The sequence below is a fragment of the Alsobacter sp. KACC 23698 genome, assembly GCF_045348435.1.
Lineage (GTDB): Bacteria > Pseudomonadota > Alphaproteobacteria > Rhizobiales > Beijerinckiaceae > Alsobacter.
In genome coordinates this window covers 198,174-213,876 of record NZ_CP157484.1, presented here as the reverse complement: position 1 = coordinate 213,876, position 15,703 = coordinate 198,174, and the positions used below count along the sequence as shown (strand labels likewise).

At 70.5% G+C, this 15,703-nt stretch carries 12 protein-coding genes; 9 read left to right on the top strand and 3 right to left on the bottom strand.

The features are described 5' to 3' along the window. The first annotated feature begins 1 nt into the window (after window position 1). The gene (locus ABEG18_RS01030) at window positions 2-484 is read left to right on the top strand and encodes a TadE/TadG family type IV pilus assembly protein (RefSeq protein ID WP_406856244.1); all 483 of its coding nucleotides are present in this window, start codon (window positions 2-4) and stop codon (window positions 482-484) included. A gap of 40 nt (window positions 485-524) precedes the next feature. Further along, window positions 525-1,091, top strand: coding sequence for a TadE/TadG family type IV pilus assembly protein (locus ABEG18_RS01025; RefSeq protein ID WP_406856243.1), 567 nt, complete (start codon window positions 525-527; stop codon window positions 1,089-1,091). Between the two features lie 8 nt (window positions 1,092-1,099). Here ABEG18_RS01025 and ABEG18_RS01020 read toward each other — a convergent pair whose 3' ends face one another. Continuing rightward, on the bottom strand, window positions 1,100-3,445 hold the full coding sequence (locus ABEG18_RS01020; protein ID WP_406856242.1) for an amidase family protein: 2,346 nt from the start codon (window positions 3,443-3,445) through the stop codon (window positions 1,100-1,102). A 321-nt stretch (window positions 3,446-3,766) separates the two neighbouring features. Between ABEG18_RS01020 and ABEG18_RS01015 the strand changes: the two genes are divergently transcribed. From ABEG18_RS01015 to ABEG18_RS01005, 3 genes are all read left to right on the top strand, one after another. Further along, window positions 3,767-4,012 (top strand): hypothetical protein, encoded by a 246-nt coding sequence (locus ABEG18_RS01015; RefSeq protein WP_406856241.1) that lies wholly within the window; start codon window positions 3,767-3,769, stop codon window positions 4,010-4,012. Window positions 4,013-4,093: 81 nt separating this feature from the next. Then, complete coding sequence (locus ABEG18_RS01010; protein ID WP_406856240.1) at window positions 4,094-7,507, top strand: acyl-[ACP]--phospholipid O-acyltransferase; 3,414 nt, start codon at window positions 4,094-4,096, stop codon at window positions 7,505-7,507. Between the two features lie 10 nt (window positions 7,508-7,517). Then, complete coding sequence (locus ABEG18_RS01005; protein ID WP_406856239.1) at window positions 7,518-8,090, top strand: TetR/AcrR family transcriptional regulator; 573 nt, start codon at window positions 7,518-7,520, stop codon at window positions 8,088-8,090. Here ABEG18_RS01005 and ABEG18_RS01000 read toward each other — a convergent pair. Beyond that, the gene (locus ABEG18_RS01000) at window positions 8,077-8,802 is read right to left on the bottom strand and encodes a FadR/GntR family transcriptional regulator (protein ID WP_406856238.1); all 726 of its coding nucleotides are present in this window, start codon (window positions 8,800-8,802) and stop codon (window positions 8,077-8,079) included. The two genes, ABEG18_RS01005 and ABEG18_RS01000, sit on opposite strands and share 14 nt — an antisense overlap. Window positions 8,803-8,935: 133 nt before the next feature. Here ABEG18_RS01000 and ABEG18_RS00995 point away from each other — a divergent pair, with 133 nt between their 5' ends. From ABEG18_RS00995 to ABEG18_RS00980, 4 genes are read left to right on the top strand one after another with little or no spacing between them, the layout of a single operon-like run. Next, window positions 8,936-9,964: a TRAP transporter substrate-binding protein gene (locus ABEG18_RS00995; RefSeq protein WP_406856237.1), complete on the top strand. Its 1,029-nt coding sequence runs from the start codon at window positions 8,936-8,938 to the stop codon at window positions 9,962-9,964. A 9-nt stretch (window positions 9,965-9,973) separates the two neighbouring features. Further along, complete coding sequence (locus ABEG18_RS00990; protein WP_406856236.1) at window positions 9,974-11,830, top strand: TRAP transporter large permease subunit; 1,857 nt, start codon at window positions 9,974-9,976, stop codon at window positions 11,828-11,830. A gap of 16 nt (window positions 11,831-11,846) precedes the next feature. Next, a complete protein-coding gene (locus ABEG18_RS00985; RefSeq protein WP_406856235.1) occupies window positions 11,847-12,830 on the top strand; it encodes a hydroxyacid dehydrogenase in 984 nt (327 codons plus the stop codon). After that, entirely contained in the window at window positions 12,827-13,666 is an 840-nt protein-coding gene (locus ABEG18_RS00980; RefSeq protein ID WP_406856234.1) for an amidohydrolase family protein, read from the top strand. Before ABEG18_RS00985 ends, ABEG18_RS00980 begins: the two co-directional genes overlap by 4 nt. 21 nt (window positions 13,667-13,687) lie before the next feature. Here the strand turns inward: ABEG18_RS00980 and ilvD are convergent, their stop codons facing one another. Beyond that, window positions 13,688-15,547 carry a dihydroxy-acid dehydratase gene (gene ilvD / locus ABEG18_RS00975; RefSeq protein ID WP_406856233.1) on the bottom strand — a complete coding sequence of 620 codons (1,860 nt, stop codon included), beginning with the start codon at window positions 15,545-15,547 and terminating at the stop codon, window positions 13,688-13,690. Window positions 15,548-15,703: the final 156 nt, after the last annotated feature.

Here is a 15,703-nt window from a genome sequence, read left to right as displayed (position 1 = left end):
CATGGAGACCGTCCGCATCAGGATCGTCGAGGACGAACGCGGCTCGGTCGCCGTCGAGGCGGCGCTGGCGCTGCCTTTCGTGATCGCGTTCGCCTTCGCGATCTTCGAGTTCGGCGGGATGCTCTACGCCTACGAGATGGTCCAGACGGGCGTTCGCGACGCCGCCCGCTACCTGGCGCGGGTTCCCGACCCGACCGCGTCCGAAACCCAGGCCCGGGCGATCGCCGTCACGGGCTCCCCCTCGGGCTCCGGCGCATCCCGGGTCGCCGGATGGAGCGACCGGGACGTGACCGTCTCCTACGCCAGCGCTCCCAACCCGGTGGACGCCGCCACGGGCCTGCGCGCCTACCGGGGGAGCGATCCGCTGCGCATCGTGACAGTCTCGACCACGTTCCAGCCACGGGGCCTCGGCCTTCTCTCCGCGATCGGCCTCGGGCCCATCCAGGTCGCCGCAAGCCATACGGAACGCCATGTCGGCCAATAGGCGAGAGCGATGCTTCTGGGCCGACGAGGCCGGGGCCAGCATGGCCGAATTCGGCCTCGTGGCCGGCACGCTGGTGCTCGTCCTCATGGGCGTGCTCGATTTCGGCACGGCCTTCTGGCAGTACAACCAAGCCACCAAGGCGCTGCAACTCGGGGCGCGGCTGGCGGCGGTCTCCAATCCGGTCTCGTCGGACCTGAAGACCTATGACGGCACGTCCTCAACGGTGTTCCCGGGCGACGCCATGCCGTATTTCGAACGCCGCTGCAGCGGCGCGACGTCTACCTGCACCAACGGGACCTTCGACGCCGCGGCGCTGAACACCATCGTGTATGGACGCGGGGCGACAAGCTGCCCCACCGGGCCCCAGCGCCTTCCCGGGATGTGCAGCGCCTTCCCGCGCCTGCGGCCCCGCAACGTCGCCATCGACTACATCCAGACCGGGCTCGGCTTCGCCGGCCGCCCCGGCGGCTCGGCGCCCACCATCACGGTCCGGCTCACCGGCATGACCTACGACTTCATCGTCCTGAACCGGATGCTCCGGCTGCCGCCGCTCAGCATGTCGGGGCTGAGCGTGACGACCACCGCCGAGGACATGTCGGGCGGCTGAGCGCCCGTCTACAGCGGCCCGAAGGCGGGCGGCGGGACGCGCCGCCGCGACGCCGCCTCATAGGCCGACGCGATCTCCAGAAGCACGTCCTCGCGGCCGGGCTCGGCCCGGAACACGAGCGAGAAGGGCAGCCCCGGCGCGGCGATCCGGGTGGGATGATCGGACAGCGCGGACAGGTAGCGCGTTCCGTCCGGGCTCAACCGGAATACGGGATCATAGACGGTGTCGACATAGCCGGCCGGGATGAGCACTTCGGTGAGGCCGGCGTTCGGGCCGTTGAAGGATTCGCCGAGCAGGTTCTGGTCGCGTGGCGAGCCTGGCATGTTCGAGCCCGGATGCGGCGCCCCGCCGATCTTGGCGGGCGGCAGCGGCGTATGCAGCCGCACGAGGGCGTCGAGGCGATTCTCCAGGATCACCATCATGTCGACGCGCCGCAGCAGCTCGCGCAGCATGATGCGCTCGTTGACGCCCTGGCGCTGGCCGTGCGGGTTGCGCAGGTCGGTCACCTCCTCCCAGTTACGGAAGGCGCTGCGCTGGTCGTCGCCCCAAAACTTCGACCGGGCGTTGAGGGCGGGGAAATCCGTCAGGCTCTCGCGAAAGCCCAGCGCCGCCCAGTCTTGCGCGCGCCGCTTCAGGTATTGCGGGATGTGGAAGCGGAAGCCCATCGCCAGCTCCTGCTGCTGGACGACCGCGATGTCGAGGTTGCGCGGCGGCGCGATGCGCTCCTCGGAGAGCTCGATGAAGTAGTCGATCGGCTGCATGCGGCCGGAGCCGAACACCTTGCCGGGCATGAACTCGGTCGGGACGATCGCGGCGGCGAACTCTTCGAACAGAGGCTTTCCGTCCGGACCCAGCCGGAACAGCAGCTCCGGCATGAAGATCGGGACCATGCGGGCCAAGGCGCGGCGGAAGTCCACCGTCATGCGCTCCACGCGCGGGTCGGAGCTCCAGAGCGGGTCGGAGGATTCGACCAGCGTCGCCCCGAGCCTGTCGCCCAGCACGTCCTGGATCTCGCGGACCGCCGCTACGACGATCGGCTCCTCGCATCTGGATTCGGGCGGATGGACCATGGATTCGCGAATGATCCCGAGCCGCCGTCCGGCGAGGGCGCCGGGCGCTCCGGAGGCCATGGCGTGCCTCGCATAGCCGTCGGCCAGCACCGAGGAGCGCGGCACGGTGGTGAAGGGGTCGCGCGGGTCGTAGTAGCCGGCCACCGGGTCCTTGAGGGCGTCCAGCACCTTCGCGGCGTCGGCGATGGTGCGGCAGTGCACGCCGCTGCGGTCGACATAGATGTCGGAGCCGATGGCCCCGCCGTCGAAGCCCAGCATCGCCTTGTGCGGCAAGATCAGCGCCACGGCGTTGTGGTTGGACGGACCCCGGCAGGAAGCCCGCGTCTCCTCCCCGAGGCTGGCCATCACCATGTTCGTGCTGACCGACAGGGCCGAACCGGAGCTGGAGCCCAGCGAGGCCGAGCGGGTCGTGTCGTAGGGGTTGGACGGATTGCCGCCCCAGCTGCTGCGCTGGTAGCCGAGGACCGAGGGCAGGATCTTCTCCGGCGCGTGCCGCCCGCCGGGGTCGCCGGAGCGGCCGTTATATTCCGTCATCACCGCCTTGGCGAAGATGATCGCGCCCTTTCGGCGCAACTGGTCGACGAGGACATGGTCGCGCGCCGGGACGTCGATGTCGTAGCGGGCGTCGGCGCCGCCGGTGGAGCGCATGTCCTTGGCGTCGAACGCGTCCTTGAACGAGAAGACCACGCCGTACATGGGCATGGCCTCCAGGTCGGGCTCGGTCCCGTGGGCGGCGTCGAGCGCGGCCGCCTGTTCGAGGGCGTCCGGCAGGCGGCGGAAGAACTCGCAGACCGGCGGCGCGCCCGGCGGCAGCGGGCCCTCGTCCGGATGGCGGTCATAGTCGCCCCGGCAGGTGACCGAGCGTTCGCCGCGGATGTTGAGGGTGGCGAGGGCGTTGACCTGGCCGGCGTAGGGGACGCCGACCACCATCCCGTATTGCTGGTGAACCGACGGATCCGACGCCGTCGGCTCCATCCGGCCGAATTCGATAGGCGGGCCGGCGTAGCGCTCGAACTCGGGCAGCACGTCCGCCGCCGCTACCGTGCGGGTCGGAAAGCGCAGCGGCGCGCCGCCGCGCACGACGCCCGCGACCTCCGGGACCGGCGCTCCGTCGGCCGTGACGAGCGCGCTGGCGACGCCGTTATAGGCCCTCACGCGGGCGAGATAGCCCTGCACAATCTCCACGCATGTCGTCCGGCCCGCCCGGATGGCGGCGTGAAGCTCCGCGATGGTGGCCTCCTCGAGCCGGAACGGCGCGCCGCGCCCGTCGATCCGATCAGCCATCCGTTCGCCCCCCTGCGTCGCGCTCTTTGGTTCAGGTTTAGCGCGCGGGGCTTCGGCCCCGCAATGCGGCGCGGCTCGGGCCAGCCCCGCGTCGGACTGCTGCGTCCGGCTTCCCGGAAGGGGACGCGCGGGTCCGGTGCGCGGTTACGCCGTCGTAACCACCGCTGCCCCACTGCTGACGGGCTGGAGCGCGGCGATTCGGGCCCGCCGAAGCAGCGTCGATCTTGCGTTCGGGAGAGTGTCTTTGGCCGCGTGCTTGGATTACATCGTGCTTCGGATCGCCGCATCGCCGCCATCGCGGCCACGGGCGGAGCGCGCCTGATGGGCGAGATCGTCCGCTTCCGCCACCGCGCCCCTCCGGCGCCGGCCCCGGCCCTCTACGACCACGATCCCGAAGACGAGATGCTGGCCGAAGCCTATGGCGCGGCTTTCGCGGCGGCCGAGCGCTACGAGCGCGAGCGGCGCAAGGAGCGCGAGCTCCACGCCCGGGTCGAGGCGCTGACGCGAGAGAACGCCAGGCTCAAGGCCGAGCTCGCCAAGCGGCGCGGAGCCAAGCCCCGGAGCTGACATCGGCCCCCGGGCCGCTTCCTTGCGCCAGATGCGCTCCCGTGTTAGTGAGTGATCGTTCACTTACTTGGGAGCGCCACTGTGACCGCCGGATTGTTGGGGACGCGCCGCTTCGCACCGCTGTTCTGGTGCCAGTTTTTCTCCGCCTTCAACGACAACTTCCTGAAGAACGCGCTCGTGGCGCTGCTCGTCTACGTCCTGGCGAGCTCCAACGCCGGAACGCTCGTCCAGGCGGCGGGAGCCATCTTTATCGCGCCCTTCTTCTTCCTCTCGGGGTTGGGCGGCGAGATGGCGGACAGGTTCGACAAGGGCCTGATCGCGCGGCGGCTGAAATTCGCCGAGATCGCGGCCGCGGGCCTCGGCGCGGTCGGCTTCGTGCTGCACTCCGTGCCGATCCTGATGACCGCGCTGGGCCTGTTCGGCGTCGTGGCCGCGCTGTTCGGCCCGATCAAATACGGGATCCTGCCGGACCATCTGAAGACCGAGGAGCTTCCCGCCGGCAACGCGCTGGTGGAGGGCGCGACCTTCATGGCGATCCTGCTCGGCACGACCGCAGGCACGAAGGCGGCGACCGGTACCGAAAACCCGCTCTGGGTGGCGGCCCTCCTCGTCCTGTTCGCGCTGGCCTGCTGGGGCTCCGCGGCGCTGATCCCGCGCACCGGCGAGAAAGCCCCGGACCTGAAGATCAATCCCAACATCCTGGGCTCGACGGTCGGCCTGCTGCGCGACATGTGGGCGGACACGCGCATCTGGCGCGGCATGATCGTGGTGAGCTGGTTTTGGCTCGTCGGGGCCGTGGTTCTGGCGCTCCTGGCCACGCTGGTCCGCGACCGGCTGGGCGGGACCGAGAACCTCTACATCGCCTGCATGACGCTGTTCTCGCTCTCCATCGCGGCCGGCTCGCTGCTGGCGGCGTGGATGGCGCATGGCCGCATCATCCTGCTGCCGACCGCCATCGGCGGCTTGGCGATGGGCGCGTTCGGCATCGATCTCGGCCTCGCCACCTGGGACGCGGCGCGGACCGCTTCGCCGATCGGGCCGGCCGAGTTCTTCGCCACGGGCCGGGGCCTTCGGGTCGGGATCGACCTCGTCGGCCTGGCGGCCGCGGCCGGCCTCTACATCGTCCCGGTCTTCTCGGCGGTGCAGTCCTGGGCGGGCGAGGACCGCCGCGCCCGCGTGATCGCGGCCGGCAACGTCATGCAGGCCGGCTTCATCGTGGTCGGCGCGCTCGGCGCGGGCGTCCTGCAGAGCTTGGGGCTCACCGAGCCGCAGCTCCTGGCGGGGCTCGGCGTGCTCAATCTGGGCGCCGGCCTGCTGGTCTTCAGGCTGCTGCCGATCAGGCCCTTCCGGGAGTTCCTCTCCGTCGTGTTCCGGGCCGGCTACCGCATGGAGGTCGTCGGCCTGGAGAACATCGACAAGGCAGGGCCGAACGCCATCATCGCGCTCAACCATGTCAGCTTCCTCGACGGCGCGCTGGCGCTGTCGCTGACGGACCGCGACCCGGTCTTCGCCATCGACCATACGATCGCGCAGAAATGGTGGGTCAAGCCCTTCACGCGCCTCACCCGGGCGATGCCGCTCGATCCCACCAAGCCGATGGCCACCCGCACCCTCATCAACGCGGTGCGGGACGGCGACACGCTGATCATCTTCCCGGAGGGCCGCCTCACGGTCACCGGCAGCCTGATGAAGGTCTATGACGGCGCCGGCCTGATCGCCGACAAGTCGGACGCAATGGTGGTCCCGGTCCGCATCGAGGGCCTGGAGGCGACGCCGTTCTCGCGCCTCTCGCCGGACCAGGTGCGCCGCCGCTGGTTCCCGAAGGTGCGCGTCACCATCCTGGAGCCGGTGCGGCTCGCCGTGGACCCGGCCCTCAAGGGCAAGAACCGCCGCCTCGCCGCCGGCGCCGCCCTTTACGGGATCATGTCCGACCTCGTGTTCCGCACCACCCGCACGGACCGAACCGTGGTGGACGCCGTGATCGAGGCGGCGCGCGTGCACGGCCCGGGACGGACCGCCGTGGAAGATCCGGTCGCGGGCGCGCTCAGCTATCGCAAGCTGCTGGCCGGCGCGCGCGTGCTGGGGAGCCGGCTCTCGCCGCTGGCGGGCCCCGGCGGCGCCGTGGGGGTGATGCTGCCCAACGCCAACGCGGCCGCCGTCGCCGTGCTGGGCCTCATGTCGGCTGGCCGCACGCCGGCCATGATCAACTTCACGGCCGGCGCCGCCAATATCCTGTCCGCCTGCCGCGGCGCGCAGATCGAGGCGATCGCCACGTCGCGCGCCTTCGTCGAGAAGGGCCGGCTGGAGCCGCTGGTGGAGGCCATCAAGGCCGAGGTCAGGATCGTCTATCTGGAGGACCTGCGCAGCTCGATCGGAACCTGGGACCGCCTGCGGGCGCTGCTCGCCTGGGATCGCCCGCTGGTCCGGAGCAAGCCGGACGACCGCGCCGCGATCCTGTTCACGTCGGGGTCGGAGGGCGTGCCGAAAGGCGTCGTGCTCTCGCACGCCAACATGCTGGCCAACGCCGCCCAGGCGGCCGCCCGGATCGACTTCGGGCGCACCGACACGGTGTTCAACGTGCTGCCGGTGTTCCACTCCTTCGGGCTCACGATCGGACTCATCCTGCCGCTCGCATCCGGGGTGAGGGTCTATCTCTATCCGTCGCCGCTGCATTACAGGCTGGTGCCCGAGCTGGTCTATGGCAGCAACGCCACCATCCTGTTCGGGACGGACACCTTCCTGGCCGGCTACGCCCGCTCGGCCCACCCCTACGACTTCCGGTCGATCCGCTACATCCTGGCCGGGGCCGAGCCGGTGAAGGAGACGACGCGCCGGGTCTACATGGAGCGGTTCGGGCTGCGCATCCTGGAAGGCTACGGCATCACCGAGACCGCCCCGGCGCTGGCCCTGAACACGCCCATGTTCAACCGCTTCGGCACGGTGGGGCGGATCCTGCCCGGGATGGAGACGCGGCTGGAGCCGCTGCCGGGCGTCGAAGGCGCCGGGCGGCTCCATGTGCGCGGCCCGAACGTGATGCTGGGCTACCTCAAGGCCGACAATCCCGGCGTGCTGGAGGAGCCGCCGGAGGGCTGGCACGACACGGGCGACATCGTCTCCATCGACGACGAGGGCTTCATCACCATCCGCGGGAGGGCCAAGCGCTTCGCCAAGATCGGCGGCGAGATGGTGTCGCTGGCCGCCGTCGAGGCCCTGGCGGCCGACCTGTGGCCCGGCGCCCTGTCGGCGGTGGGGAGCCTGCCCGACGCCCGCAAGGGCGAGAGGCTGGTGATGGTCACCGAGAAGCCGGGCGCGTCGCGGGCCGAGTTCCTGGCCTTCGCCAAGTCGCGGGGGGCGTCCGACCTGATGGTCCCGGCGGAGATCGTCCCGGTCGACAAGGTCCCGCTGCTCGGCTCGGGCAAGATCGACTTCGCCGCCGTCTCGCGCCTGGTGCGCGAGCGCGGGGAGGCTCGGGCCGCCACGCCGCCGGCGGCCTGAGGACCGGGCCATGCGGGACGGCGCCAGGACGCGGGAGCGGATCTGCGCGGAAGCGCTCGCGCTGTTCGCCCGCAAGGGCGTGGACGGCGCCACCGTGCGCGACATCGCGCAGGCGGTCGGGGTCTCCGAAGGAGCGCTCTATCGGCATTTCCGTTCCAAAGAGGAAATCGCAAGGGAGATCTTCGCCACGCGCTATGCGGCGCTGGCCCGGGACGTGCTGGAGATCGGGATGAGCCGGGACGGCCTGGAAGCCCGGATCGGCGCACTGGCGCGGCGCTTCACCGGCCTGTTCGACAACGAGCCGGCGCTGTTCGCCTTCCTGCTGGTGAACCAGCACCAGCATCTCGGAGAGGTGTCGGGCGCCGCCGCCGAGAACCCGGTCGAGGCGCTGCGGACGGTGTTCGCGGAGGCCATGGCGCGTCACGAGATCGAGCCGGGCGACGCCGACCTGCTCGCCGCCATGGCGCTGGGCCTCGTGGTGCAGCCGGCCGTGTTCAGAATCTACGGTCGGCTGACCGGGAGCCTCGGCCAGCACGCGCCGCAGATCACCCGCGCCCTCATGGCGACGCTCAGGCCGACCTGACAGGCGCGCGGCTGCGGATGCGGTCCAGATCGTCGGCCGAGTTGCCGAGCAGCTTGACGGTCGCGGCCCGTGCCGCGGCCGGGTCGCCGGCGCAGATCGCCTCCATGACGGCGCGATGCTCGGCGAGCGCCCGCTTGCGGTGGTCGCCGGTGGCCGCGATGGTGAAGCTCTGGCGCAGCGTGATCTCGAACATCTGGGCGATGGGCCAGAACATCTCGTTGCGGGTCGCCATGTAGATCGACTTGTGGAAGGCGATGTCGGCTTCCACGAAGGCGTCGTTGTCGGGCGCGGCCTCCATGTCCTCCACGGCGCGCGTGATCGCGCGGCGGTCCTCGGCCGAGGAGGCGGTGGCCGCCAGGGCCGCGGCGGCGGGCTCCACCGCGTTGCGCAGCGCGAAGAGCTTCTCCAGATACGCATCCACGTCGGTGCTGGCGAGACGCCAGCGCAGCACGTCGGGATCGAGGTGGCTCCAGGCCTCCGGCGGGCGCACGCGCGCGCCGCTCTTGGCGCGGGACTCGATCAGGCCCTTTCCGGTGAGGATGCGGATCGCCTCGCGGACCACGGGACGGCTGACGCCCAGCATGTCGCAGATCTTCATCTCCGAGGGCAGCGGGTCCCCCGGCCGGACCTCGCCGCGGATGATGCTCGTCCCGATGCGGTCCGCCACCTGCGTGTGGAGATTGCGGACGATCCCGCTGGCGCTCCTGAACATGCGTGCCTTCGTGTGGTCCGTGCGACGCGGCTTGCCGACCTCTGCAATCTAGTCTTACATTCATCCCAGATGAAGTCCGTTCAGAGACTCATCGACGAGAGTGGGCGCGAGACCCGCCTCTGGAGGAAACGACATGACCGGATCCCTGTCCCGCCGCTCGCTGCTGCGCAATTCGGCCGCACTCGCCGCCGGCGCCGCCTTCGCGCCCGCCCTCATCGGCCGCGCCTCGGCCGCCACGATGAAGCTGAAGCTCTCCTCGTCGCAGGCCAACGACCCCAAATACGCCAATGGGCGCGTTTATTACGAAAACCTGGTCAAGCAATTGAAGGCGAACGGGCTCGGCGAGCAGGTCGAGGTGGCGTTCTTCCCGGACAACCAGCTCGGCCAGGAGATCGACGTCATCAACTCGGTCAAGCTGGGCGTGATCGACATGATGGTGTCGGGCTCGTCGATCTCGGCCAACCTGGTGCCGCTCGTGGGCACATTCGACCTCGGCTACCTGTTCTCGAGCTTCCCGCAGCAGACCAAGGCGTTCGACGCCGGCGCGGCCAAGCCGATCGAGGCTGCGCTGTTGAAGAACGCGAACATCCGCGTGCTGGCCTGGGCCTACAATTTCGGATCGCGCAGCGTCCTGGCCAAGAAGGCCGTGAAGACGCCGGAGGATCTCAGCGGCCTGAAGATCCGCACGCTCCCCAACCCGGTCATCACCGAATGCCTGCGCCTCATGGGCGCCGCGGCCACGCCGCTCGCCTTCGGCGAGATCTATACGGGCCTGCAGGCCGGCGTGCTCGACGGGCTGGAGCACGACCCTCCGACCGTGGTGGCCAGCAAATTTTTCGAGACGGCCAAGTTCTACAGCCTGACCCAGCACAATTTCTCGCCTCTCGCGGTCTATTTCAGCGAGAGCACCTTCGGCCGCATGGAGCCCAAGCTGCGCGACGCCTTCGTGGACGCCGCGCAGAAGGCCGCCGCCGACACGCGCACCCACGGGCTCGCGGTCGAGAAGGAGGCGCTGGACGTGCTGACCCAGAAGGGCGTCACCATCATCGACTGCGACCGCGAGGCCTTCCGCAAGCGCGTCGCGCCGCAGACCGAGGCCTTCGTCAAGGCGCGGCCGGAGGCCAAGCCGATCGTCGACGCGATCCGGGCCGTCCAGAGCTGAGGAGCCGCCATGGCCGGCGCCGTCGCACTCCCCGGCCGCGCCGCGCGGCCGGCCGCCCAGGCTCTTCTGGCCGCCACCGACGTGCTGGCGGCGGCCCTGCTGGCCGCCGACCTCGTGGTGGTGATCGGCTCGGTGCTGCTGCGCTCGCTGTTCAACGCGCCCGTGGAGTGGTCCGACGACGTGGCCCGCGGGCTGATGGTGGGGTCGAGCTTCTTCGGCGCCGCCAGCGCCCTGGCGCGGGGCGAAAATCCCGGCGTCGCGTTCTTCGTCGACCGGATGCCGACCGGAATCCGCCGCATGGCGGATGCGGCGGGCGCGATCCTGATGCTCGTCGTCTCGGCCTACGCGGCCTGGAACGCTCTCAAGCTCGGCTGGCTGACCACGGGCCAGACCACCGGTTCCGGCCTTCCGCTGGAGTGGACCTTTTACCCGATGGGCGCGGGCGCGGCCTGCATGGCGCTGTTCTCGGCCGACATCGTCATGCGCCGCCCCACCCGGGAGATCGTCGCCGGGCTGGTCTGCGTTCTGGGCGTCGCGGCGCTCTATGTCGCCTGGGACGTCGTGTCGCCCGACGCCGCGCCGTCCGCCCGCACGCTCATGCTGGCCGGCTTCGCGCTGACCCTCGTGGGCGGTTTGCCGATCGGCTTCGCGCTGGCGCTGGCGGCGCTCATCTATGTCTGGGTCGAGGGCTCGCTGCCCGGCGTGATCTTCGCCCAGCAGATGGCGCGCGGCATCGACAATTTCGTGCTCCTGGCCATCCCGTTCTTCATCCTGGTCGGATACCTGATGGAGGCGAACGGCATGTCCGTGCGCCTCATCGAGCTGCTGCAGCGGCTGGTCGGACGCATGCGCGGCGGGCTCAACGTCGTCATGGTGACCGCGATGGTGCTGTTCTCCGGCATCTCGGGCTCCAAGATGGCGGACGTCGCGGCGGTCGGCTCGGTGCTGATCCCGGCGGCGCGCCGGTCGAAGCAGAACCCGGGCGCCGCGGTGGCGCTGCTGGCGGCCTCCGCCGTCATGGCCGAGACCATCCCGCCCTGCATCAACCTGATCATCCTGGGCTTCGTCGCCAACCTGTCGATCGGCGGGCTCTTCATGGCCGGCCTGTTGCCGGCCGGGCTGATGGCCGCCGCCCTCGTGGCGGTCTCGATCCTGTTCGGGACCAAGTCGGCCGAGGCCGCCGAGGCGATCCCGACCGGCTCGGCGGGCCGGATGTGGATGGGAGCCATCGTCTCCTTCGGCCTCATCGCGATGATCTTCGTCGGATTCAAGAGCGGCTTCGCCACCGCGACCGAGATCTCGGCCTTCGCCGCGCTCTACGCCATCGCGGTCGGGGCCGCCGTGTTCCGGGAGCTCTCCTTCGCGCAGGCGGCCCGCTGCTTCGTGCACGCGGCCACCCGCTCGGGGCTGGTGCTCTTCATCGTGGCGGCGGCGCAGTCGCTCGCCTTCGTGCTGACGCTGCAGCAGGTTCCGCACGCCGTGGCCGAGATGATGGTCGGCATCTCGCAGACGAGCGGCACTTGGCTTTTCATGCTGCTGTCGATCGCCATCCTGATCGTGATGGGATCGGTGCTGGAAGGCGCGGCGGCGCTGATCATCTTCGGTCCGCTCCTCGTGCCGGTCGCCGGGCAGCTCGGCATCGCGCCGCTGCATTTCGGCGTCGTGCTGGTGATCGCCATGGGCATCGGGCTCTTCGCCCCGCCGCTCGGGCTTGGGCTCTACGGCGCATGCCTGATCGGCAATGTGCCCATCGAGCAGACGATCAAGCCGATCCTGGGCTATCTGGGCCTGCTGTTCCTCTGCCTCCTCCTGATCGCCTTCGTGCCGGCCATCAGCCTCGCCCTGCCGCACGCGTTCGGCTACTGACGCCGGGGATCCGCCCATGAAGATCCTGCTCACGCATACGCCCCAGGCCCGCGCCCAGTACTATGGCGAGCGGGCGCTGGCGGAGCTGCGCCGCATGGCGGAGGTGCGCCTGCACGAAGGCGGCGAGCCGCTCGATCCGCCCAGCCTGATCCGGGCCGCCGCCGGCATGGACCTGATCATCGCCGACCGGATGACCGCCGGCCCGGCCGAGACGTTCTCCAGCCTGCCCGACCTCAAGGCCTTCCTGCGGGTGGCGGTCGACGTCCGCAACATCGACGTCGCGGCCGCCAGCGCGGCGGGGGTGCTGGTGACGCGCGCCCGGCCGGGCTTCATGGCGGCCGTGTCCGAGCTTGCGCTGGGCTTCATGGTGGACCTCTCGCGCGGGGTGTCGCGCGCCGCCGCCGACTACCGGGCCGGCAGGGCGCCGGAGATCCGCATGGGCCGGCAGCTCGCGGGGTCGACCGCCGGCCTCATCGGCTATGGGGCGATCGCCCGCCATCTCGCGCCGATCCTGGCGGCCATCGGCATGAGCGTCGTGGTCTCCGACCCGCACGCGACCGTCGACGACCCGCGTTTCGAACAGGTCGGGCTGGACGACCTGCTGCGGCGGTCCGACTACGTGATCTGCCTGGCGGTCGCCACCGAGGAGACCGAGAACCTGATCGGGGCCGACGCTCTCGCCCGCATGCGGCCGGACGCGGTCTTCATCAATCTCTCGCGCGGAAACCTGGTCGACGAGACGGCGCTGGCCCTCGCCCTGCGGGAAGGCCGCATCGCGGGCGCGGCGCTCGACGTCGGGCGCGCGCCGGACCAGATGCCCTCGCCGGAGATCGCCAGGCTGGAGTCCGTGGTGGCGACCCCGCATATCGGCGGGCTGACGCCCGAGGCTATCGCGTCGCAGGCCTTCGATACGGTCCGCCAGGTGCGCGCCATTCTGGACGGCGAAATCCCCGAGGGGGCCGTTAACGCCGACCGCTGGTCCCGCAGGCCGCAGCCATGAGCCAGATGCGCCCCGCCCTCGCCGCGCCTCCCGGCGCCTGCGACTGCCACATCCACATCTATGATCCGGCCCAGCCGGCCGTGGCGACGGCCGTGACGCCAGGCCCGGCCTGGGCCACCGTGGAGGCCTATCGGCGCGTGCAGGCGCGCCTGGGCGTCGAGCGTTGCGTCGTCGTCCAGCCGACGGCCTACGGGACGGACAACGCCTGCACGGTCGCGGCGATCGCCGAACTCGGGCGGGAGCGCACGCGGGGCGTCGCGGTGGTGAACGCCGGCGTCACGCGGGACGAGTTGCGGCGAATGAGCGACGCCGGCGTCTGCGGCGCGCGGTTCCAGATGCTGCCGGGCGGCGTCGTGCCCTGGGAAGACCTCGCGCCGGTGGCGGCGCGGGTCGCCGAGTTCGGCTGGCACGTCCAGCTGCAGATGGACGGCCGGCTCCTCGCCGAGCGGGAGGCCATGCTGCGCGCCCTCCCCTGCCGGCTGGTCATCGACCATGTCGGCAAGTTCCTGGTCCCGGTTCCGACCGATCATCCGGGCGTCGCCGCGCTGCTGCGCCTCCTCGACGCCGGCCGGACCTGGACGAAGTTGAGCGGGCCCTACGAGACCTCCGTCACGGGCGCGCCCCTCTTCGCGGATGTCGGCGCCATCGCCAAGGCGGCGATCCGGGCCGCGCCGGAACGCATGCTCTGGGCCAGCAACTGGCCGCATGTCTCCGTCAGCGCGCCGCCGGACGACGCCATGCTGCTGGACGTCCTGCTGGACTGGGCGCCGGACGAGGCGGTCCGGCGCATGATCCTCGCCGACAACCCGGCGGAGGTCTACGGCTTCGGGTCCTGAGGCCCGAGGCCGGGAGCCTCGTCAGTCCGGCACGACCCGCACCGCGCCCTTGGCGGCGCTGGTTGTGAGGGCCGCGTAGGCCTTCAGCGCCATCGTGATCTTGCGCTCGCGCGGGGCGGGCTTCCAGGCCTGCGGGCCGCGCGCTTCCATCTCCTGGCGGCGGCGGTCGAGTTCGTCCTGCGGCACCGCCAGCGCGATGCGGCGCTCCGGGATGTCGATTTCGATGGTGTCGCCGGTGCGCACGAGGCCGATCAGGCCGCCCTCGGCGGCTTCGGGCGAGCAGTGACCGATGGACAGGCCGGACGTGCCGCCCGAGAAGCGCCCGTCGGTGATCAGCGCGCAGGCCTTGCCGAGGCCGCGGCTCTTCAGATAGCTCGTCGGGTAGAGCATCTCCTGCATGCCGGGGCCGCCGCGCGGGCCTTCATAGATGATCACCACCACGTCGCCGGCCTTCACCTCGCCGCCCAGGATGCCCTTCACGGCCGCGTCCTGGCTCTCGTAGACGCGTGCCGGACCGGTGAACTTCAGCACGCTGGCGTCCACGCCTGCGGTCTTCACGATGCAGCCGTCCAGCGCGATGTTGCCGGTGAGCACGGCGAGGCCGCCGTCCTTCGAATAGGCGTGCTCGGCGTCGCGGATCACGCCGGCCGAGCGGTCGAGGTCGAGCTCGTCGTAGCGGCGGCTCTGGCTGAAGGCCGTCTGCGTCGGCACGCCGCCGGGCGCGGCGCGGTAGAAGGTGCGCACGGCTTCGCTCTCGGTGCGCGACACATCCCAGCGGCTGATCGCGTCCGCCATGCTGGCGCTGTGGACGGTCGGCATGCTGGTGTCGATCAGGCCGGCGCGCTCGAGCTGGCCGAGGATCGCCATGATGCCGCCGGCGCGGTGCACGTCCTCCATGTGGACGTTGGCGACCGAGGGGGCGACCTTGCACAGCACCGGCACCCGGCGCGAGAGGCGGTCGATGTCCGCCATCGTGAAGTCGATCTTGCCCTCATAGGCGGCGGCCAGCAGGTGCAGCACCGTGTTGGTGGAGCCGCCCATCGCGATATCGAGCGTCATCGCGTTCTCGAACGACTTGAAGTTCGCGACGTTGCGCGGCAGCACGCTCTCGTCGCCCTGCTCGTAGTAGCGCTTGGTGATGTCGACGATGAGGTGGCCGGCCTCCACGAACAGGCGCTCGCGGTCGGCGTGCGTGGCCAGCGTCGAGCCGTTGCCCGGCAGCGCGAGGCCGAGCGCCTCGGTGAGGCAGTTCATCGAGTTGGCGGTGAACATGCCCGAGCATGACCCGCAGGTCGGGCAGGCCGAGCGCTCGATGACCTTCACCTCCTCGTCGGAGACGCGGTCGTCGGCGGCCGCCACCATGGCGTCGATGAGATCGACCTTCTTGGTGACGCCGGCGGCGTTCCCAACCGGCTCGGCGACGTATTTGCCGGCCTCCATGGGCCCGCCCGACACGAACACCACCGGGATGTTGAGCCGCATGGCGGCCATCAGCATGCCGGGCGTGATCTTGTCGCAGTTGGAGATGCACACGATGGCGTCGGCGCAATGCGCGTTGACCATGTATTCGACGCTGTCGGCGATGATCTCGCGCGACGGCAGGCTGTAGAGCATGCCGTCATGGCCCATCGCGATGCCGTCGTCGACCGCGATGGTGTTGAACTCCTTGGCGACGCCGCCGGCCTTCTCGATCTCGCGGGCCACGAGCTGGCCGAGATCCTTGAGGTGCACGTGGCCGGGCACGAACTGCGTGAACGAGTTCGACACCGCGATGATTGGCTTGCCGAAATCGCCGTCCTTCATGCCGGTGGCGCGCCACAGGCCGCGGGCGCCGGCCATGTTGCGGCCATGGGTGGTGGTGCGGGAGCGATAATGCGGCACGGGGCGATCCTCGGTGGTCTTCTCGTTGCGCGCGACGACTACACCAAGGCTCAGCGAAAGGGAATTGCAAGCCACGGCGAGGGACGCATGCCAGATGTGACCACCCGGGGAGGCGGCGCGAACTGCAGCCGTCGTGGCCTGCAGCAGGGACGCGAA

Excerpts from the sequence above, each read along its gene's own strand:
- ABEG18_RS00990 (WP_406856236.1), top strand. The coding sequence starts at position 9,974 with ATGGCCGGCGCCGTCGCACTCCCCGGCCGCGCCGCGCGGCCGGCCGCC.
- ABEG18_RS01020 (WP_406856242.1), bottom strand. The coding sequence starts at position 3,445 with ATGGCTGATCGGATCGACGGGCGCGGCGCGCCGTTCCGGCTCGAGGAG.
- ABEG18_RS01015 (WP_406856241.1), top strand. The coding sequence starts at position 3,767 with ATGGGCGAGATCGTCCGCTTCCGCCACCGCGCCCCTCCGGCGCCGGCC.
- ABEG18_RS00995 (WP_406856237.1), top strand. The coding sequence starts at position 8,936 with ATGACCGGATCCCTGTCCCGCCGCTCGCTGCTGCGCAATTCGGCCGCA.
- ABEG18_RS01005 (WP_406856239.1), top strand. The coding sequence starts at position 7,518 with ATGCGGGACGGCGCCAGGACGCGGGAGCGGATCTGCGCGGAAGCGCTC.
- ABEG18_RS00985 (WP_406856235.1), top strand. The coding sequence starts at position 11,847 with ATGAAGATCCTGCTCACGCATACGCCCCAGGCCCGCGCCCAGTACTAT.
- ABEG18_RS01030 (WP_406856244.1), top strand. The coding sequence starts at position 2 with ATGGAGACCGTCCGCATCAGGATCGTCGAGGACGAACGCGGCTCGGTC.
- ABEG18_RS00980 (WP_406856234.1), top strand. The coding sequence starts at position 12,827 with ATGAGCCAGATGCGCCCCGCCCTCGCCGCGCCTCCCGGCGCCTGCGAC.
- ABEG18_RS01025 (WP_406856243.1), top strand. The coding sequence starts at position 525 with ATGGCCGAATTCGGCCTCGTGGCCGGCACGCTGGTGCTCGTCCTCATG.
- ABEG18_RS01000 (WP_406856238.1), bottom strand. The coding sequence starts at position 8,802 with ATGTTCAGGAGCGCCAGCGGGATCGTCCGCAATCTCCACACGCAGGTG.